The organism is Actinosynnema sp. NPDC037264 (assembly GCF_055603705.1).
In genome coordinates, this window is record NZ_JBVJVK010000045.1 from 17,301 (window position 1) to 35,734 (window position 18,434).

An 18,434-nucleotide genomic window follows, 5' to 3' on the forward strand; every position below is an offset into this window, starting at 1 on the left:
ATCCGGGAACAACGCCGCGTCGTGCCACGATCGTGAAGCGACGGTTGACGATGCGGAGGTGCGGGCGTGCTCGAACGACACGAGATCGACGCGTTCCTCACGCTTGCCGAGGAGCTGCACTTCGGCCGCACCGCCGAGCGGCTGCACGTGTCCACCGCCCGGGTCAGCCAGACGATCCGCAAGCTCGAACGGCGCGTCGGCGTCCCGCTGTTCGACCGGACCAGCCGCCGCGTGGAGCTCTCGCTCGCCGGACGTCGGCTGGAGGAGGACCTGCGGCCGGCGTGGCACCAGGTCGCCGCCGCGCTCGCCCGCGCGATCGAGGCCGGCCGGGGCTTCACCGGGACGCTGCGGGTGTGCTTCACCGGAGCCGCGGGCGGCCAGCTGCTGGTCGGCGTCACCGAGCTGTTCCGACAACGCCACCCCGACTGCGACGTCGAGATCAGGGAGGCGCAACCGGCCGATCTCATGCCGTGGCTGAGGGACGGCACCGTCGACCTCGCGCTGACCACATTCCCCGTGCTCGAACCGGACATCACCACCGGACCGGTCCTGGTCTCGGAGGCCAGGTTCCTCGCCGTGCCGATCGGGCACCCGTTCGCGTGCCGCGACAGCCTCTCCGTCGAGGACCTGGCCACCGTTCCGGTGCTGCGGCTGCCCGACACGCTGCCCGAGTCCCTGCGCGCCGACCACGCCCCGGCGACGACCCCCGCGGGCCTGCCGATTCCGGCCGGGCGGTCGGCCGCGACGTTGCAGGAGCTGCTCACCCTGGTCGGCGCCGGGCACGGCGTCCTGCCGGTGGGCGCCAACGTCCGCCGCTACTACGCCCGCCCCGACACCGCCTACGTCCACCTGCACGACGCGCCACCCGTGCACTGTGGCCTGCTCTGGCGCACCGACAACGCCACCGCCCGCGTCCGCGCCTTCAGCACCGCCGCCGACGACTACGTCACCGCGCGCTGACGACGTCACCCGGAGATCGTCACGCCGCGCTGGACGGCCGGACGGGCAACCGGCCTGACTCCCGCGCTAGTTCCGCTTCCGCGACGGCTGCACGCGGGGCGGTTCGCCGGGCATCTTCGGGTAGTCCGGCGGGTAGGGCATCTCGCCCCGGTCGTCGGCCTCGTACCACTCCAGCAGGCGCTCGATGCCGAACGCCTCGTCGTCCAGGGACGCGTGCGGGTCGCCGCTCTCGGCCAGGTAGGCGGGCACGGTGAGGACGTCGAAGTCGTCCGGGTCCACAGTGGACAGGCGGTCCCACGTCACGGGGGTCGACACGGTGGCGCGAGGCGTGCCGCGGACCGACCAGGCGGACGCGATGGTGCGGTCGCGGGCGGCTTGGTTGAAGTCGAGGAAGACCCGTTCGCCGCGCTCTTCCTTCCACCACGACGTGGTCGCCTTGTCGGGCACGCGCCGTTCCACCTCACGTGCCAGCGCGATCACCGCGTGCCGGACGTCCACGAAGTCCCACTCTGGCCGGATGCGCACGGCCACGTGGATGCCACGACCGCCGGACGTCTTCGGGTACCCGGTGAACCCCAGCTCCTCCAGCACCTCCCGCAGCACCATCGCGACCGCGACCGCGTCCCGGAAGTCGGTGCCCGGCTGGGGGTCGAGGTCGACGCGCAGCTCGTCCGGCCGATCGGTGTCCGCACGCCGCACGGGCCACGGGTGGAAGTCGAACGTGCCCAGGTTCGCCGCCCACGCGAGCACCGCGGGCTCGGTCGGGCACACCTCGTCCGCGGGTCGCCCGGAGGGGAACTTGATGCGCGCCGTCTCCACCCACTCGGGCGCCCCCTTGGGCAACCGCTTCTGGTAGAACGCCTCCCCGGTCACCCCGTCGACGTAACGCTTCAGGGTGGTCGGCCGGTCGCGCAGCACGCGCAGCAACGGCTCCGCGACCGCCAGGTAGTACTCGACCACCTGGATCTTGGTGATCCCACGCTCGGGGAAGTAGACCTTGCCCGGGTTGGACACCCGCACCACGCGTTCGCCTACGTTCAGTTCCACAGCCTGGGCCACGCGGGCGAGCCTAACAACGAACCACGTGCCCAGCGCGATGATCGCCCGACACGGCCGTGACCACGAACACCACCCTCCACATCGCCCACACCGGTCCGGTGCGCGGGCTCAGCCGGGCGCTCGCGCCGCCAACCCGGTGACGAACGCCTCCAGCGCCAGCTCGAAGCTGTCGTGGTCCAGCTCGCGGGCCACGGCGGGCAGGAGGTGGGCCTTGTCCAGGTTCGGGTACCGGTCGCGGTAGAAGGTCTGGTCTTCCGAGAAGCCGCTGGAGAACGAGCTCAGCGCCGCGCCGAACACCAGGTACATCAACGACGCCGCGATCATCGTCGCCTCGCGCCGCGACCAGCCCGCCGAGACCAGCCCGCCGTGCACGACGTCCAGCCGCCGCAGCGACGCCTCGCGGTGCGCCGGCCCGTACGCCAGGAACGGCACGATGTTGGGGTGCGCGGCCAGCGCCGCCCGGTAGGAACGGGCGCAGCTGCGCAGGCCGTGCCGCCAGTCGCCGCCCTCGAACCCGGACACGTCGACCCGCTCCAGGATCCCGGCGGCCACCTCGTGCAGCAGGTCGTCCTTCGTGCTCACGTGCCCGTACAGCGACGCGGCCTGAACTCCCAGCTCAGAGGCCAGTTTGCGCATCGACAGGCCGTCGAGCCCGTCCCGGTCGATGATGTGCAGCGCGGCGGTCCGGATGCGCGAGGCACTCAGGATCGGGCTCCTCGGCATGTCCGCTCCCCTTGCCTGTGGTCGATTCCGCGCCTAGGTTAGATAACCTAACACCGTTCGGTTAGGAGGTCACCCCGGTGGATCTGCGCATCTCCGACGAACACCGGCAGCTCAAGGAGCTGGCACACCGGTTCACCGAGGAGCGGATCGTCCCGCACGCCACGCGCTGGGACCGGGACGAGGCCATCGACCGCGACCTGGTGCCCGCCCTGGGCGACGTCGGTTTCCTCGGTCTCGGCATCGACGAAGCGTACGGCGGCTCGGGCGGCGACCACCTGGCGTACTGCCTGGTGCTCGAGGAGGTCGCCCGCGGCGACTCGGCCGTGCGCGGCATCATCTCCGTCTCCCTCGGCCTGGTCGGCAAGACGATCGCCAAGCACGGCACGGAGGCGCAGAAGCAGCGGTGGCTGCCGGGCCTGTGCTCGGGCCGCGAGCTGGGCTGCTTCGGCCTGACCGAGCCGGGCACCGGCTCCGACGCCGCGTCACTGGCCACCAAGGCCGTCCGCGACGGCGACGACTGGCTGATCACCGGGCGCAAGGTGTTCATCACCAACGGGACGTGGGCCGACGTGGCGCTCGTCTTCGCCCGAACGGGTGGTCCCGGCCCGAAGGGCATCACCGCGTTCCTGGTGCCGACCGACTCGCCCGGCTTCACCGCCACGGAGATCCGCGGCAAGCTCGGGATGCGCGGCCAGGCCACCGCCGAACTGACCCTCGACCAGGTCAGGGTGAGCGACGCCGACCGGCTCGGCGACGAGGGCGCGGGCTTCAAGCTGGCCATGGCCGCCCTCGACCGGGGCCGGATGTCCGTCGCCGCCGGGTGCGTCGGCGCCGCCCGCGGGGCGCTGGAGGTCAGCGTCGCGTACGCCAAGCAGCGCGAGCAGTTCGGCAAGCCCATCGCCGGTTTCCAGCTCGTGCAGGAACTCCTGGCCGACATGGCGGTGGAGACCGACGCGGCACGCCTGCTCACGTGGCGGTGCGCGGACCTCGCCGACCGCGGCGAGCCGTTCGGCACGGAGGCGTCCATGGCGAAGCTCTACGCCAGCGAAGCCGCCGTGCGCGTGGCGAACAACGCCATCCAGGTCTTCGGCGGGTACGGCTACGTCGACGAGTACCCCGTCGGCAAGTACTTGCGGGACACCCGCGTGACGACCCTCTACGAGGGCACCAGCCAGATCCAGAAATTGCTCATCGGCCGGGCGCTGACCGGCGTCAACGCGTTCGCGTAGAGGGAGGACGGCATGGACTTCACGCTCGACGAGGAGCAGAAGGAGATCCGCGACTGGGTGCGGACCTTCGTGCGCAAGGAGGTGGCGCCGCTGGAGCCGGAGGTGCTGCGCCGCGAACGCCTCGGTCAGCCCGGTCTGACGCGTGACGAGCTCAAGGAGCTCCAGGACAAGGCCAAGGCGGCGGGCTTCTTCGGCGTGCTCACGCCCCAGGAGTACGGCGGCATGGGCCTGGGCGCGCTCATGACGGCGCTGTTGGAGGCCGAGCTGGGTCGCACGTTCGTGCCGTTCCGGTTCGGCGGGTACGCGGACAACATCCTGTTCCACGGCAACGAGGAGCAGAAGCAGCGCTACCTGCTGCCCACGATCTCCGGTGAGCGGGTGTCGTGCTTCGCGATCACCGAGCCGGGCGCGGGTTCCGACGCCAAGGCCATCCGCACGTCCGCCCGCAAGGAGGGCGGCGAGTGGGTGATCAACGGCGAGAAGACGTTCATCACGCAGGGCAACGAGGCCGACTTCGTGATGGTGTTCGCGGTGACGGACAAGGAGAAGGGCGCGGACGGCGGCGTCACGTGCTTCCTGGTCGACCGGGACATGGGCTGGAAGTCCGAGCCGATCCCGACCATGGGCCAGTGGGGTCCGGCCGCGCTCGTGTTCGAGGACGTCCGCGTGCCCGAGGAGAACGTGCTCGGCGAGGTCGGTCGCGGGTTCAACCTGGCCATGCAGTGGATCGGCCAGGGCCGCTACCTGCTGCCGGCGCGGGCGCTCGGCTCGTGCGAGCGGCTGGTGGAGATGGCCATCGAGCAGGCGAAGACCCGGGTCACGTTCGGTCAGCCGATCGCCGAGTACCAGGCCATCCAGTGGATGATCGCGGACTCGGCGGTGGAGATCGAGGCGTTGCGCTGGCTCGTGCTGCACGCGGCGTGGCTGGTCGACCAGGGCGCGGACTCGCGGCAGGCGCAGTCGATGGCGAAGCTGTACGGCGGCATCAAGGCGAACGAGATCGTGGACCGGGTGCTGCAGATCCACGGCGGCATGGGCTACACGCGCGAGCTGCCGATCGAGCGCTGGTACCGGGAGCTGCGGCTGCTGCGCATCTACGAGGGCACGGACGAGATCCAGCGCCGCACGATCGCCCGCAACCTGCTCAAGGGCCACGCGAAGGTGACGGGGACGCTCGGCTGACCCGCTTCGGTCGGGCTTGACGGGGTCGCCGGCTCCGCCAAGCCCGACCGGCCCCCGTCAAGACCACCCGGTCGTGATCTTGCCACTGTCGAACGCCAGTTCGAGAATGGACCCATGACCAACAGAGGTAGGGCAGACCCCACCAGGGCTCGGGGAGCGCGCACCAGGGACTGAGCGCGATCACCCGACCACGATGAGTGCATGCGATCACGACCGGCGCTCTTCCCGTCCGACCTGACGCGTCAGCGCATCACGACACCCGCGGGCACGTTCGACGCCGTCGCGACCGGCCCCAGCACCGGCCGCAAGGTGTTGCTCCTGCACGGCGCGCTGGAGTGCGGGATCGAGTGGCGGCACCAGTTGCGGGCGTTGGCGGCCCACGGGTACCGGGCGGTCGCGCCGGACCTGCGCGGCTACTCACCGGGCGTGCGGCCGCGCCGGGCAAGCGCGTACGGGCTGGACCACCTGGTGCGGGACGTGGTCGAGCTGGCGGACGCGCTGGAGTGGACGAGGTTCGACCTGGTCGGGCACGGCTGGGGCGCGATGGCGGCGTGGGTCGCGGCGGCGAGGTTCCCGCTGCGGGTGCGCACGGTGACGGCGGTGTCCGCGCCGCACCCCGGCGCTCTCGCCGAGGCGGTGCGCACGGACCCGGACCAGCGTCGTCGGTGGGCCCGCCTCGTCCGCCTGCCGGAGCCCGGTGTCGCGGAACGCGCCCTGCTGGCGGACGACGGCGCGCGGCTGCGTGCCGGCTGGCCGTCGGCGATCCCGCCGGAGCGGGCGGCGCAGTACGTGCGGAAGCTGGCCGAGCCGGGCGCGCTGACCGCGGCGCTGAACTGGTACCGGGCCAACGACTTCACCGAGGGAACCGCCGCGGACCTCACCGACCTCCACCGCCCGGTCTCGGTGCCCACCCGGTACCTGTGGGGCGAGGAGGACGAGATCATCTCGCCCGACACTGCGCAGAACGCGGCGCGGTGGACCACCGGCCCGTACTGGTTCGAGGTGCTGCCGGGCGTCGGCCACTTCGTGCCGGAGCAGGCCGCGGAGGAAACGACCCTGCACCTGCTCGACCACCTGGCCACCTACTGACCCACCCCCGACCGAACCGCCAGAAGCCCTCACCTCCACCGCCGGCCCAACCCCCGCCGCCGCCGATGCACACGACCGCCCCGGTTCGACCCGACCCACTGCGCCCGACCCACTGCGCCCGACCCGTTGGCGGCGGACCCGGCACGCCCGATCCATTGCCGCCCGAGCCGTTGCCACGCGGACCCAGAGCGGGCCGGGAGCCGGCTGGAGCCTTGTCAGCCGTAGTCGGCGAAGATCCGGCGTTCGATGCCGTCGACGGTGATGTCACCGCCGTGCGGAAGGATCCACTGCGGCCTGGTGTGGCCGAACGGAACGCCGACGCAGACGACCGCCTCGGGGTGGTAGCGGCTCACCACCTCGACGACCGCGTCACGCTGCTCGGCCCGCAGCCGCGCCCGGTCCGCAGCAGGCGGCCGGCGGGTGAAATCCGACACCGGCGGCCGGGCCACCAGGACCGCGTCCACCGCGCCGAGGACGCCGCGTTCGCCGAGCGAGCGGACGATCCAACCGACGTTGCGCGCCGGCAGGAGTTCCTCCGACGTCTCGATGATGAGCACGCCGCCCTGCAGAACGTCCGGCGGGAACGGGAACCGGCCGGCGGTCAGGATCCACTCGATCACCTCCAGGCAGCCGCCCCAGGCGCGGCCGGTCACGGAGCGGGCCGGGCCGTGCCAACTCCAGGGCTCCGTCGCCTCCCGCTCACCGAAGGACTCCAAGGCGCGCGGGTCGGCCCAGTCGATGCCGACGTCCTCGGACTCACCCGGATCGGTGATCTCCAGGCGCTCACCGGTCAGCAGGGCCGCCCGCAGCGACCGGGCGTGGACGTCGTCCACGGCGGGTCCGGGGCCGAGGTGGACCTGGGAGGAGCCGCCGTAGAAGCTCGCGATGCCGTTCGCCCAGAGCCAGTGGTGCAGGTTGGTGTTGTCGCTGGTGCCCAGGAACGGCTTGGGATCCGCCCGGGCGAGGTCCGCGCGCAAGTGCGGGATCACGGTGATCTGGTCCTCACCGCCGACCACGGCGAGGATGCCGCGGATCTGCGGGTCCGCGAACGCGGCGTTGACGTCCGCGGCGCGCGCCACAGGTGTCGCCCCGACGTCCCGCGTCGTCGGGTACTCGACCGGAATGAGGCCGGTCACCTCGGTGAGCCGGCGCATCGCCTGCTCGTGCACCTCGGGAAAGGCGCCTGCGGCCGCGAACGACGGAGAGAGGACCGCGATGCGATCACCCGGTCGGGCCTTCAGCGGGTGGACGAGGTCGAGCGCCATGCCGAAGATCCAAACACGACTGCGGCGGATGCGCGCTCCCCCGCCGAGCGGCCGTCAGGCCAGGCTGGTGAGCATCTGGGCGCAGACGCGGGCCAGGTGCTTGCGCATCACGTCGGACGCGCGGGACGGGTCGGTGGCGGCGATGGCGGCCACCAGGGCGTCGTGGTCGTCCAACGACGCGTGCTGGTGCGGCGGGTCGTCGCGCAGACCGCTGCGCAGCAACACCACCCGCTGCTGCGCCAGCCGCACCTGCTCGGCGATCCGAGGGCTGCGCGCCGCGTCCAGCAACGCCTGGTGGAACGCCAGGTCCAACCGGTACGGGAAGCGCTCACCGGCCGAGTACGCCCGACGCGACTCCTCGCACACCGCGCGCAGCCGCACGACGTCCGCCTCGGTCCGCCGTGACGCGGCCAGCTCGACCGCCGCGCACTCCAGCGCGGTCCGCAGCTCGAACAGCGCCCGCACGTCGGCCTCGTCCGAGATCGGCACGGAAGCGCCCCGGTGCGGCGCCAGGACCAGCAGCCCCTCGGACGCCAGGTGCCGGATCGCCTCGCGCAGCGGTCCCCGCGAGATCCCGAGCCGCTGGGCCAGCTCGACCTCGTTCACCCGCGCCCCGGGCGGAATGTCGCCGGTGAGCACCAGCTCGCGCAGCACGTCCACGGCCTGACCGGCCAAGCTCAGGTGCAAGGGGGGTCTGACGTGCTCACCGCCGGGCGCCGCCTCGTGGCTAGACCGCGTCCGGGGAGCGTCCTGCTTCATCACCGACCACCACCCGGGCACACCAGAACGTGCGCGCCGGCATCGCCCGCCGAGCCACCTCGGGCTCCAGCCGGTGGCGACACGTGACCAGCACAGTGATCAATATAGCGAACCGGCCCGCGGCGGGAGCGAGGCTCACCGACGGCTCGGAACATGCCACGTGTCACGAACGTCTCCTAGCGCACCGGGTCGCCAACGATGTTAACTGTCGACAGTTGGCAGCGCACACGCGCACAGGGTGGAGGTACCGGCATGGCACACGAACTGGTCGCCGAGGTCTGGCGTGGCGAGTTCCTCGAGTCCGTGCACCACGGCTCCGTCATCGCCCTCGACCGCACAGGCCGCGAAGCGCTGGCGCTCGGCCGCCCGCACGACACCGCCTACCCGCGCTCGTCCAACAAGCCGATCCAGGCGCTGGCCATGCTCCGCCACGGCCTCGACCTGAAGGACGAGCTGCTCGCCCTGGCCTGCGCGAGCCACTCCGGCGAGGACTTCCACGTCGACGGCGTCCAGCGCATCCTGCACGCGCACGGCCTGACCGAGGCCGACCTCCAGTGCACCCCCGACCTGCCGATCGGCGAGGACGCCCTCCGGTCCCACCTGGCCGCGGGCCGGGCCAAGGCGCCGGAGTACATGAACTGCTCGGGCAAGCACGCCGCCATGCTCGCGACCTGCGTCGTCAACGACTGGTCGACCCGGGACTACCTCGACCCCGCCCACCCCCTCCAGCGGGCCATCCGCGACACCCTCGAGGAAGTGGCCGGCGAGCGCGTCGGCGCGGAGGGCGTCGACGGCTGCGGCGCGCCGTTGCTCGGCATCAGCCTCACCGGCCTCGCGCGGGCGTTCGCCAAGCTGGCCGGCGCGCAGGACGGCCCGGAGCACCGGATCGCGCAGGCCATGAACGCCTACCCGGAGTGGGTCGGCGGCACGGGCCGCGACGTCACGAAGCTGATGCGGGCGATCCCGGGCGCGGTCGCCAAGGACGGCGCGGAGGGCGTCTACGCGATCGGCCTGCCGACCGGCGAAGCCGTGGCGTGCAAGATCGCGGACGGCTCCAGCCGCGCCAGGGCGGTGGTCCTGGTGGCCGCGTTGCGCAAGCTGGGAGTGGACGCGCCGGACGAGTTGGCCACGTTCCCGGTCCTCGGCCACGGCAGGCCGGTCGGCGCGGTCCGGCCGTCACCCGTCCTGGCGAGTTGAGCCGCCCGGCCGCTTGAAACGCCGGCTACGCTGGGTCCCATGGCCAGCGCCAGAGCCGCCGACGCACCGGACGATCGCCCACTGGGCAGCATCGACGACGAGCTGATCGGACTCGACCCCGACGACCCCGAGACGAGGGCGTTCGCCGAGCACCTCGGCCGGATGCAGCAGCAGCCACCCAGCTTCACCATCGAGGGCACGGTCGCGGGCGTCGGGCAGTTCGCGGACTCGGCGAACCGGGCGGGCGGCCTGCGCAGGCTCACCGCGGTCGTCGTGGTGGGCCTCATCCTCCTGGGTGTGCTGGTCAGCGTCTGGTACTACCTGGGCACCCTCGTCTGGGTGTTCTTCTACTGACTTCCGCCGACGTTTCGGCCGCCGCGGTTTCGACTAACGTGGAGGTATGGAACCTGTCGTCGGCGCCACCCCGAAGGTGGTCCACTCGGAGCTGGAGTGGCGGGAGATCCTGACCCCCAAGGAGTACGCGGTGCTGCGCGACGCGGGCACCGAGCCGGCCTGGGTCGGCGAGTACACGGACACCAAGACCGAGGGCGTCTACGAGTGCCGCGCGTGCGGCGCGGAGCTCTTCCGCAGCGACACGAAGTTCGACTCGCACTGCGGCTGGCCGTCGTTCTTCTCGCCGCTGGCCGGTGACGCGGTGATCCTGCGTGAGGACCGCGCGCACGGCATGGTCCGAACGGAGGTGTTGTGCGCCACGTGCCACAGCCACCTCGGGCACGTTTTCGAGGGTGAGGGCTACGCCACCCCCACGGATCAGCGCTACTGCATCAACTCGGTGAGTTTGCGTCTGGTCGAAACCCCCGGTGGTCGAGCAGACTGAAGGCGCTACTCCGAATGATGACTGATCCACTCCAGGAGGAATCATGCGCATCTTCAAGGGCACTGACGGCGAAGGCTCCGGCGGCGTGGACGGCGCGTCGTCCTCCTGACGGACCACCGGCGAACCGGCCAACCCTAAGGCTTGCTCAAGCCCCCTTGCTGGAGTGTGGCCTGGCGCACACGATTGCCTCCTAGCTGGTGGACCTGGTTCCGCCGAGGGCCACAGGGGGTGGACCGTGGAGCGACCGTGGGGGCTTTCAGGCCCGGAATTCCTTGAGCTGTACTGGATCGCGCTGGCCGGGTCACTGGTCTTCGCGATCTTCGTCCGAGTGCGCCTGCGGGGGACGCGGGGAGACGCCCCCGCGGGTGCGCTCGGGTTGCTGGACATCGCTTACCTGACCGGCGGGCCACGTCGAGTGGTCGAGACGTCGGTCGCGTCGCTCATCGACTCGGGCGCCCTGGTGGCCGCCCGCAACGGGGCCGTGCGCCTCGTCGGCTCGCCCGTCGCCGACCACCCGGTCGACCAGGCCGTGCTCGCCGACGCGAAGCGCTACCGCTACCGGACGTTGACGCTGCTCATCACCTCGGTGTCGGAGAAGGACGCGCCGCGCGAGGTCGGCCGCCGGCTGTCCGAACAGGACTACCTGGTCGCGCCGGACGTGCTGAAGAGGCGGTTGCGGACGGGTGTCGCGCCGATGGCGCTGTTGTTCGTCGTCGGTGTCGCGCGCTGGATCACCGAGCTGGCGGTCGGCGCGCCCGAGTGGACGATGTCGTGGCAGCTCGTGCTGACGGGCTTGCTGATCTGGGGGTTGTCGCAGGCGGCTCCGTGGACGCGCACCGCCAAGGGGCGCGACGCGGTGGCGAAGGCTCGCGCAGGCGAGATCACCGGGGGGTGGGGAGGGACCAGCTCGGCGAACGCCGCCGAGCTGGTCGCTCTCAACGGTTTCACCAGCCACCCGAGCATCACGTTGCGTGCCGCCGCACGGCCGCGTCCGCCTGCTCGGAAGGCGTCGCGCGGTGCTCGCGCGAGCAGCGCGTACAGCGCGACGAGCGGCGGCAGCACCTGCAGCGGCGGCGGTGGCAGCAGTTGCAGCAGCAGCAGCAGTAGTGGGAGCAGCTGCGGTGGCGGGAGCAGCTGTGGCGGCGGGGGCGGCTGCGGTGGTGGCGGCGGGGGCTGACGGGGTTCTTACGCTTCCGTGACCACGGCCGTCATCGGCCTGACGGCTCCTAGGGTGGCGGCCATGACGTTCCTGTGGTGGTACGGCCCGGCGCTCGTCGCCGCGGTGCTGGTGGGCCTGCGGTGGAAGCGGGTCGCCGGCGACGTGCCCGACCGGCCGCTGTCGTTCGAGGAGATCGGTTACCTCGGTGGTGGCCCGGTGCGGGCGGTCGAGGTGGCGTTGGCGGGGTTGGTGGCCGAGAACCGGGCGCGGGTGTCCGGTTCGGTGGCCGCGGCGGTGCCCGGCGAGGAGCAGCCGGCCACCGCGTTGCAGGCGGTCGTGCTCGCCCGGCTCACGCCGCCGCGTGACCTGGACGAGCTCGTGGTCGGCGCGGCCACCAGCGGTCCCGCCCGGCAGATCGGGCAACGCCTGGTCGCGGGCGGTCTGCTGGTGTCGCCGCGGCGGCGGTTGGCTCGGGCGGTGCTGTCGGTCGTGCCGGTGGCGGCGCTCGTGGTGGTGGCTGTTCTCGCAGGTCCGGGCGGGTGGGTGACGGTCACCGCGCTGTCGGTCACAGGCTTGCTCGGAGTCCTGCTGCTGTTGGGTCCGCCGCCCGTCCTGACCAGGAGGGGCGCGTGGGCGTACGAGGAGGCCACGGCGGGCCTCGCACCGGTCGACCCGGCCGAGGTGACCGCCCGCTACGGCCTGGTCCGCACGACGTCGCGCACCGCCGGACCGCCCGTGCCGCGCAAGGGGTCGGCACGGGCGGAGACGGCGGTGTTCGACGGCGAACGGGCGGAACCGATCGCACCTGCGGAAACGTCACAGGCACCGCTACCGCGGCGCAGGCGTGCCGTGGTGGTCGAACCGCAACGCTGGCAGCGGCGCAACGGCTGGCTGGTGGCAGGCGGGTGGTTCGCCGGTGGGTGGTTGGCCGCGGAGTGGTTGGAGGGCGATGACGGTGGCGACTCAGTGGACGCCGACTTCGGCGGGTTCGGCGGGTTCGACACCTGAGCCGGGGCCCGAGCAGCAGGGCATGCTGGTCGGCGGGCCGGGCCGCGCGGCCGAGGTCGCGGTGGTGTCGCTGGTCGAGGCGGGCGCCGTGCGGATCTCCCGCGAGGGCTTGGTCTCGGTGGTCGGACGGCCGGGTCACGGCTGGAGCCCGTTGCAGGCGTACGTGCTGCGCTCCGCGCCGAGGACGCTGGGCGAGCTGATCACCGCGACGGCGTGGAGCGCGGAGGCCCAGTCGCTGCGGCAGCACCTCGTGGACGTCGGCCTGGTCACGCCGCCCGGTCGGCGCAAGGCGCTGCGCACGCTGCGCCTGCTCGTGGTGGCCGCCGTCGTGGTCACGATGATCGTGGCGGGCGCGCTCGACCTGCCGTTCGCGTTGGCCTTCTTCACGGCGGTGGCGGGGGCGGTGGTGGCGGTGGTGCTCGGGCGGCTGAGTCGTCCGCTGACCGCCCGGGGACGGCAGGTGGTGCGGGCGCTGAAGCAGGTGGCCGTCTCGCCGAACCGGATCGCGCTGGTCGCCTACTACGGGCTGCTGGGCAAGGTCGAGCGCCACCACGTGTGGGAGGTGCTGGGCATCGCACCGGCCGCGGCGGCGACACTGCGACGGCGATCGCGCGGCAGCGGGTCGGACGGCGGCGCGTCGTGCGGCGGTGGGTGCGGCAGTTGTGCCAGCAGCAGTTGTGGCGGGAGCAGCAGCAGCAGTTCCGACAGCGGCGGCTCGTCGTGCGGTGGTGGCGGTTGCGGCGGCGGTGGCGGCGGCGACTGATCGGGTCGAAGGCGACGAGGAGGCGGTGGCACGTGGAGAAGCTGGGTGTCGGCATCGGGTGGCGGCCGGAGATCGACCTGACCGTCGAACGCCTGCCGGGCATCGACTTCGTGGAGGTCGTCGCGGAGAACCTGCACGTGGGGCACCTGCCCGAGTCCGTCCTGCTCCTGCGCGAACGGGGCATCCCGGTTCTGCCGCACGCGGTCTCCCTCTCGCTCGGCGGCGCGGAACCCGTTGACGCGCAACGGGTCGCGCACCTCGGCGCGCTGGCCGAGGCGCTCGACGCCCCGCTGGTCAGCGATCACGTGTGCTTCGTGCGCGCGGGCGGCCTCGACTCCGGCCACCTCATGCCGCTCCCCCGCACCCGCGACGCGCTCGACGTGCTCGTCGCCAACGTCAAGGCCGCGCAGCAGGACCTGCCCGTGCCCCTCGCCCTGGAGAACGTCGCCGCGCTGCTCGACTGGCCGGACGGCGAGCTGACCGAGGGCCAGTTCCTCGCCGAGCTGGTCGACCGCACCGACTGCCACCTCCTGGTCGACGTCGCCAACCTCTACGCCAACGCCCGCAACCTCGGCACGGACGTGGCCCGCTTCCTGGACGAGATCCCGCTGGAACGCCTCGCCTACGTGCACGTCGCCGGCGGCGAGGAGCACCAAGGCGTTTACCACGACACGCACGCGCACGCCGTGCGGCCCGAGGTGCTGGACGTGCTGGCCCAGCTGCGCGCCCGCGTCGACCCGCCCGGCGTGCTGCTCGAACGCGACGACGACTACCCCGCCGACGCCGAACTGGCCGACGAGCTGGCCGCGATCCGGGCGGTGCTGGGATGACCGGACCCCAACGGGACCGGTTGGCCGCGGCGCAGGCGGAGCTGCTGCGGGCGCTCCTGGCCGACGGCGACGTGCCCGAGGGGTTCGACGCGGAACGGGTGCGCATCGAGAGACGCGCGTTGCTCAACAAGCGGCGCGGGATCGTGGAGATGCTCCGGCCCGAGGTCGCCGTCGAGCTGGGCGACCGGTTCCGGCCCCTGTTCGACGCCTACGCCAAGGAGCACCCCAAAGAGGTCGGCACGCGCTTCCGCGAGGACGCCGCGCGCTTCGCCGAGTGGGCGACCGCCCGGGGCGAGCTCCAGCCGCCGAGGAGAAGACGGTGGTGGCGGCGCGCAACCTGATCGGCGTCCCGTTCCGTCCCACCGGCATGTGGAGACGGACCTGGCCGTTGGGCGTGCTGCTGCTGGCCACCGCGTGCGGCCCGATCGAAGGCGTGGCCTGCACGGCGATCGGCACTCGCACCGGCGTGAGCGTGGAGGTCGCGCACCCCGAGGCGGCTTCCGCGAAGATCGAGGTTTGCTGGGACGGCTCCTGTGCAACCCCCTCGCTGGAGCTGTACCCGTCGAGCAGGGTTGCCGAGACGACCTGCACCGGCACTTCCCCGGACGACTCGTGCAGCGCGCGTTCCGAGCCGACGGGAGGCAAGCACGGGTTCGCCGACCTCCCCGACCTGCCCGCGCAACCGGTCACGGTGACCTTGACGCTGCTGGACCAATCCGGTTCTTCCCTGGTGGACCGGAATTTCGTGCTGACCCCCGAAATGGTCTACCCCAACGGTCCGGACTGCCCATCGGGTGGTCCACAGGCAGGTATCTCAGTTGGTGCCGACGGCTCTATTACTGAACGGTAGGTAACCGTTTACTCGGCTGAATTGGTCAAGAACATGCCGACCAATCAGCGGCTGTCCGCCCTTCCCGAACCCTCTAGCGTCGGTGACGTCAAGGGCAACGTCGCTCCCGGTACATCCGCCGCCACCGCGGGTAGCAGCCCTTCCGGCCGCGTACCCGCCATGCGCGGCACTCACCGGGAGGTTCGAGACAGTTGAAGAGCAAACGCATCCGTGGCATGACGTGGGGGGCCGTGCTCGTCGCGGCCGGCCTCACGGCGAGCGGTCCGGGGGTGTCGGGGGCGGAGGACGCCCCACCGGTCACCGGCGAGCACCACGAGGTCACCCTGATCACGGGCGACCGGGTCGTGCTCCTCGATGACGAGGTCACCGCCCTGGTCGCCGCTCCGGGACGAGAACGCACGGTGTTCCACAGCTACCGGCGCGACGGGCACCTGCACGTCGTGCCGCGCGACGCGGCGAAGGCCGTCTCGCAGGGCAGGCTGGACCCGAGGCTGTTCGACGTCACGGGGCTGGTCGAGGCCGGCTACGACGACGGCAGCCGCGACACCCTGCCCCTGATCGTGACCGGCGAGCAGGAGCCGGCGACGGCCGGTCTGCGCGTCGGCCACCCGCTGCCCGCCGTCGGCTCGTACGCCGCGCAGGTGGTCAAGTCCGAGGCCGCGGACACCTGGCACACGCTCGTGTCGAGGGCGAGCGTGCGCAAGGTGTGGTTGGACGGGTTGCGCCAACCGGGTCTGGACCGCTCCACCGCGCAGATCGGCGCGCCGACCGCGTGGCAGGCCGGGCACACCGGCAAGGGCGTGAAGGTGGCCGTGCTGGACACCGGCGTCGACCAGGACCACCCGGACCTGGCGGGCCACGAGGTCGCCGAGCGCAACTTCACCGACGACCCGGACAACACCGACGGCGTCGGGCACGGCACGCACGTCGCCGCGACGATCGCGAGCTCGGGCGCGAAGTACAAGGGCGTCGCGCCGGACGCGGACCTGCTGGACGGCAAGGTGTGCGTGCTCTCGGGCTGCCAGGAGTCGGCGATCGTGGCGGGCATGCAGTGGGCCGCCGAGCAGGGCGCGGACATCGTGAACCTCAGCCTCGGCGGCGGCGACACCAGCGAGCTGGACCCGTTGGAGGAGGCCGTGAACACGCTGTCCGCGCAGACCGGTGTGCTGTTCGTGGTCGCGGCGGGCAACAACTCCCGCCCCGAGACGATCAGCTCGCCGGGCAGCGCCGACGCCGCGCTGACGGTGGGCGCGGTGGACCGGCAGGACGGCATCGCGCCGTTCTCCAGCCGCGGCCCGCGCGTCGGCGACGGCGCGGTCAAGCCCGACATCACCGCGCCCGGCGTGGACATCGTGGCCGCGAAGTCGAGCAGCGGCACGGTCGGCACACCGGCCGGCGACGGGTACGTGTCCATGTCGGGCACGTCGATGGCGACGCCGCACGTCGCCGGCGCGGCGGCGGTCCTCGCGCAGCAGCACCCGGACTGGACGGGCGCGCAGCTCAAGGCGGCGCTGGTGGCGTCGGCGAAGAACAACCCGGCGCTCACCGCGTTCGACCAGGGCGCGGGTCGGGTCGACCTGGCCAAGGCCATCACGACCTCGGTCACCGCCGAGCCCGCGAGCCTGGCCATGGGCCTGCAGAAGTGGCCGCACGACGACGACACCCCGATCAGCAAGACCGTGACCTACCGCAACGACGGCACCGCGCCGATCACGTTGTCGCTGGCCACCGAGGTCAAGGCTCCCGACGGCGGCTCCGCGCCCGCCGGTCTGGTCGGCGTGTCGCCGGCGAAGGTGACCGTGCCGGCGGGCGGCGAGGCGACCGCCTCGGTCACCGCCGACACCCGGCTCGGCACGCAGGACGGCCTGTACGTGGGTTCGGTGGTGGCGACCGGCGGTCCGACGCCGCTGCGCACCGCGCTCAGCGTGAACCGCGAGGTGGAGAGCTACGACGTCACGTTCGCCTTCGTGGACGGCGCGGGAGCGCCCGCGGCCGACTACTACACGTCGATCATCGGGCTGAGCAACGGCACGTTCGCCTTCCCCTACGACGCGGACGGCTCGTTCACGCTGCGGCTGCCCAGGGGCGAGTACTTCACCAACTCCGACGTGCAGACCGACGACACGCGGTTGGCGCTGCTGCCCCGGCCGGGGCTCAGCGTCACCGCGAACACCACGGTGACGCTCGACGCGCGCACGGCCAAGCCGTTGAAGATCACCGCACCCGACGCGGGCGCGGAGGAGGCGTTGGGCGACGTCACGATGGCGCGCAACCACGGCGACCGGCAGGCCAGCGTGAGCACGGCGTTCCTCGGCGGGTTCGGCCCGAACGTGTCCATCGCGCACGTCGGACCGGAGCTGGCGGCGGGCGACATGACCGCGTTGCTGGGCGCGCAGTTCCGCGGCACGCCGGTCGGCGACAAGCCGGTGACCTACCGGTTCGCCTGGACGCAGCAGGGGAAGATGCCGGTCGGGTTCGTGAAGGACGTGGCCGCGACCGAGCTGGCAGAGGTGCGGACGACGTTCGGCCCCGGACCGGCGGGCCGCCGGTTCGGGCACGGCGGCAACCCGATCACCGCGGGCGGTGTCGGCGGCTGGGCGTGGCTGCCGGACGTGGCCTCGCCCGGTGAGGCGATCAACCGGGTCACCACGGACCTGGCGTGGTCGTGGGGCTTCCTGCAGTTCGGCGCGGAGGGCGCGGTCGAGGCGACGTTGACCTCGCCGGAGCGCACCTACCAGCGGGGCGGCACGCACGACGAGCGGTTCAACGACCCGGTGTTCTCCCCCGCGCTGCCCGAGTCGCGCTCGCCGTACCTGGCGCGCAGCGGCGACGAGATCAGCTTCGCGGTGCCGCTGTTCACCGACCGGGCGGGCAACGGCGGCAACGCGGCGGTGTCGTCGGCCCGGACCACGTTGCTGCGCAACGGGACGAAGGTCGGCGAGACGTCGTACGCGGCGAACGGCCTGTTCGAGGTGCCCGCGGGCGCGGCGGCCTACCGGGTGGAGACCGACGCGGTGCGGGCGACCGGCACGTCGGAGTTCGCCACGAAGGTGAGCGCCGCGTGGACGTTCCGCTCGGACACGGCGGCGACCGACCGGTACGTGCCGCTGCCGCTGTCGGTGGTGCGCTTCACGCCGGAGCTGGACGCCGGCGGCGCGGCGCCCAAGGGGCAGGCCCTGCGCGTGCCGCTGACCGTGCAGCAGCAGGACGGGGCGGTCAACGGCACGATCAGCCGGATCGACGTCGAGGTGTCGTTCGACGACGGCGCGACGTGGACCGCGGCGCCGGTGTCGGGGGGCGTCGCGACCATCTCGAACCCGAACGCGGTCGGCTACGGCTCGGTGCGGGTGAAGGCGACCGACAGCAACGGCAACGCCTTGGAGCACACCGTGATCAGGGCTTACAAGATCGCCTGATCGAGCCCGGGAGGGGCGGCCGCGACCGGCGGGCGCCCCTCCCGGCGAGCAACGCCCGTTGGGCTGCTCGGCCGCCCGCACGCACCACTTTGGGCCGCTGAATCCGC

General features: G+C 72.4%; 18 protein-coding genes. 14 read left to right on the forward strand and 4 right to left on the reverse strand.

Features of this window, described 5'->3' with window-relative positions; genetic code table 11:
- The first annotated feature begins 66 nt into the window (after positions 1-66).
- A complete protein-coding gene (locus ACZ7GX_RS33640) occupies positions 67-960 on the forward strand; it encodes a LysR family transcriptional regulator (protein WP_498782709.1) in 894 nt (297 codons plus the stop codon).
- Between the two features lie 66 nt (positions 961-1,026).
- On the opposite strand, the gene ligD is transcribed toward ACZ7GX_RS33640, so the two are convergent.
- Together ligD and ACZ7GX_RS33650 are read right to left on the reverse strand one after the other, a co-directional pair.
- A complete protein-coding gene (gene ligD, locus ACZ7GX_RS33645; protein WP_498782710.1) occupies positions 1,027-2,019 on the reverse strand; it encodes a non-homologous end-joining DNA ligase in 993 nt (330 codons plus the stop codon).
- A 108-nt stretch (positions 2,020-2,127) separates the two neighbouring features.
- Complete coding sequence (locus ACZ7GX_RS33650; RefSeq protein ID WP_498782712.1) at positions 2,128-2,742, reverse strand: TetR/AcrR family transcriptional regulator C-terminal domain-containing protein; 615 nt, start codon at positions 2,740-2,742, stop codon at positions 2,128-2,130.
- Positions 2,743-2,819: 77 nt separating this feature from the next.
- On the opposite strand from ACZ7GX_RS33650, the gene ACZ7GX_RS33655 reads away from it, so the two are divergent.
- From ACZ7GX_RS33655 to ACZ7GX_RS33665, 3 genes are all read left to right on the forward strand, one after another.
- Positions 2,820-3,971, forward strand: coding sequence for an acyl-CoA dehydrogenase family protein (locus ACZ7GX_RS33655; protein ID WP_498782714.1), 1,152 nt, complete (start codon positions 2,820-2,822; stop codon positions 3,969-3,971).
- Between the two features lie 12 nt (positions 3,972-3,983).
- Positions 3,984-5,153, forward strand: a complete 1,170-nt coding sequence (locus ACZ7GX_RS33660) for an acyl-CoA dehydrogenase family protein (RefSeq protein WP_498782716.1) — start codon at positions 3,984-3,986, stop codon at positions 5,151-5,153.
- Between the two features lie 201 nt (positions 5,154-5,354).
- Positions 5,355-6,242, forward strand: a complete 888-nt coding sequence (locus tag ACZ7GX_RS33665; protein ID WP_498782718.1) for an alpha/beta fold hydrolase — start codon at positions 5,355-5,357, stop codon at positions 6,240-6,242.
- A gap of 215 nt (positions 6,243-6,457) precedes the next feature.
- On the opposite strand, the gene ACZ7GX_RS33670 is transcribed toward ACZ7GX_RS33665, so the two are convergent.
- Together ACZ7GX_RS33670 and ACZ7GX_RS33675 are read right to left on the reverse strand one after the other, a co-directional pair.
- The gene (locus ACZ7GX_RS33670) at positions 6,458-7,507 is read right to left on the reverse strand and encodes a S66 family peptidase (protein ID WP_498782720.1); all 1,050 of its coding nucleotides are present in this window, start codon (positions 7,505-7,507) and stop codon (positions 6,458-6,460) included.
- A gap of 54 nt (positions 7,508-7,561) precedes the next feature.
- Positions 7,562-8,194 carry a GntR family transcriptional regulator gene (locus ACZ7GX_RS33675; protein ID WP_498782722.1) on the reverse strand — a complete coding sequence of 211 codons (633 nt, stop codon included), beginning with the start codon at positions 8,192-8,194 and terminating at the stop codon, positions 7,562-7,564.
- Between the two features lie 324 nt (positions 8,195-8,518).
- Here ACZ7GX_RS33675 and ACZ7GX_RS33680 point away from each other — a divergent pair, with 324 nt between their 5' ends.
- The 10 genes from ACZ7GX_RS33680 to ACZ7GX_RS33725 all read left to right on the forward strand — a co-directional run bounded on the left by ACZ7GX_RS33680 (position 8,519) and on the right by ACZ7GX_RS33725 (position 18,327).
- Positions 8,519-9,463: an asparaginase gene (locus ACZ7GX_RS33680; RefSeq protein ID WP_498782724.1), complete on the forward strand. Its 945-nt coding sequence runs from the start codon at positions 8,519-8,521 to the stop codon at positions 9,461-9,463.
- Positions 9,464-9,502: 39 nt separating this feature from the next.
- On the forward strand, positions 9,503-9,817 hold the full coding sequence (locus ACZ7GX_RS33685; RefSeq protein WP_498782726.1) for a hypothetical protein: 315 nt from the start codon (positions 9,503-9,505) through the stop codon (positions 9,815-9,817).
- A gap of 46 nt (positions 9,818-9,863) precedes the next feature.
- On the forward strand, positions 9,864-10,301 hold the full coding sequence (msrB, locus tag ACZ7GX_RS33690) for a peptide-methionine (R)-S-oxide reductase MsrB (RefSeq protein ID WP_498782728.1): 438 nt from the start codon (positions 9,864-9,866) through the stop codon (positions 10,299-10,301).
- A 235-nt stretch (positions 10,302-10,536) separates the two neighbouring features.
- Complete coding sequence (locus ACZ7GX_RS33695) at positions 10,537-11,478, forward strand: TIGR04222 domain-containing membrane protein (RefSeq protein ID WP_498782730.1); 942 nt, start codon at positions 10,537-10,539, stop codon at positions 11,476-11,478.
- A gap of 63 nt (positions 11,479-11,541) precedes the next feature.
- A complete protein-coding gene (locus tag ACZ7GX_RS33700; RefSeq protein WP_498782732.1) occupies positions 11,542-12,468 on the forward strand; it encodes a TIGR04222 domain-containing membrane protein in 927 nt (308 codons plus the stop codon).
- Positions 12,410-13,231, forward strand: a complete 822-nt coding sequence (locus ACZ7GX_RS33705; RefSeq protein WP_498782734.1) for a TIGR04222 domain-containing membrane protein — start codon at positions 12,410-12,412, stop codon at positions 13,229-13,231. Before ACZ7GX_RS33700 ends, ACZ7GX_RS33705 begins: the two co-directional genes overlap by 59 nt.
- A 32-nt stretch (positions 13,232-13,263) precedes the next feature.
- On the forward strand, positions 13,264-14,061 hold the full coding sequence (locus ACZ7GX_RS33710) for an MbnB/TglH/ChrH family RiPP precursor modification enzyme (RefSeq protein ID WP_498782818.1): 798 nt from the start codon (positions 13,264-13,266) through the stop codon (positions 14,059-14,061).
- Positions 14,058-14,402 (forward strand): SCO6045 C-terminal-like domain-containing protein, encoded by a 345-nt coding sequence (locus tag ACZ7GX_RS33715; RefSeq protein WP_498782736.1) that lies wholly within the window; start codon positions 14,058-14,060, stop codon positions 14,400-14,402. Before ACZ7GX_RS33710 ends, ACZ7GX_RS33715 begins: the two co-directional genes overlap by 4 nt.
- Positions 14,384-14,911 (forward strand): hypothetical protein, encoded by a 528-nt coding sequence (locus ACZ7GX_RS33720; protein WP_498782738.1) that lies wholly within the window; start codon positions 14,384-14,386, stop codon positions 14,909-14,911. Before ACZ7GX_RS33715 ends, ACZ7GX_RS33720 begins: the two co-directional genes overlap by 19 nt.
- 215 nt (positions 14,912-15,126) lie before the next feature.
- Positions 15,127-18,327, forward strand: coding sequence for a S8 family serine peptidase (locus ACZ7GX_RS33725; protein WP_498782740.1), 3,201 nt, complete (start codon positions 15,127-15,129; stop codon positions 18,325-18,327).
- Positions 18,328-18,434 lie beyond the last annotated feature (107 nt).

Excerpts from the sequence above, each read along its gene's own strand:
- ACZ7GX_RS33650 (WP_498782712.1), bottom strand. The coding sequence starts at position 2,742 with ATGCCGAGGAGCCCGATCCTGAGTGCCTCGCGCATCCGGACCGCCGCG.
- ACZ7GX_RS33660 (WP_498782716.1), top strand. The coding sequence starts at position 3,984 with ATGGACTTCACGCTCGACGAGGAGCAGAAGGAGATCCGCGACTGGGTG.
- ACZ7GX_RS33665 (WP_498782718.1), top strand. The coding sequence starts at position 5,355 with ATGCGATCACGACCGGCGCTCTTCCCGTCCGACCTGACGCGTCAGCGC.
- ACZ7GX_RS33670 (WP_498782720.1), bottom strand. The coding sequence starts at position 7,507 with ATGGCGCTCGACCTCGTCCACCCGCTGAAGGCCCGACCGGGTGATCGC.
- ACZ7GX_RS33680 (WP_498782724.1), top strand. The coding sequence starts at position 8,519 with ATGGCACACGAACTGGTCGCCGAGGTCTGGCGTGGCGAGTTCCTCGAG.
- ACZ7GX_RS33685 (WP_498782726.1), top strand. The coding sequence starts at position 9,503 with ATGGCCAGCGCCAGAGCCGCCGACGCACCGGACGATCGCCCACTGGGC.
- msrB (WP_498782728.1), top strand. The coding sequence starts at position 9,864 with ATGGAACCTGTCGTCGGCGCCACCCCGAAGGTGGTCCACTCGGAGCTG.
- ACZ7GX_RS33700 (WP_498782732.1), top strand. The coding sequence starts at position 11,542 with ATGACGTTCCTGTGGTGGTACGGCCCGGCGCTCGTCGCCGCGGTGCTG.
- ACZ7GX_RS33705 (WP_498782734.1), top strand. The coding sequence starts at position 12,410 with ATGACGGTGGCGACTCAGTGGACGCCGACTTCGGCGGGTTCGGCGGGT.
- ACZ7GX_RS33715 (WP_498782736.1), top strand. The coding sequence starts at position 14,058 with ATGACCGGACCCCAACGGGACCGGTTGGCCGCGGCGCAGGCGGAGCTG.
- ACZ7GX_RS33725 (WP_498782740.1), top strand. The coding sequence starts at position 15,127 with ATGACGTGGGGGGCCGTGCTCGTCGCGGCCGGCCTCACGGCGAGCGGT.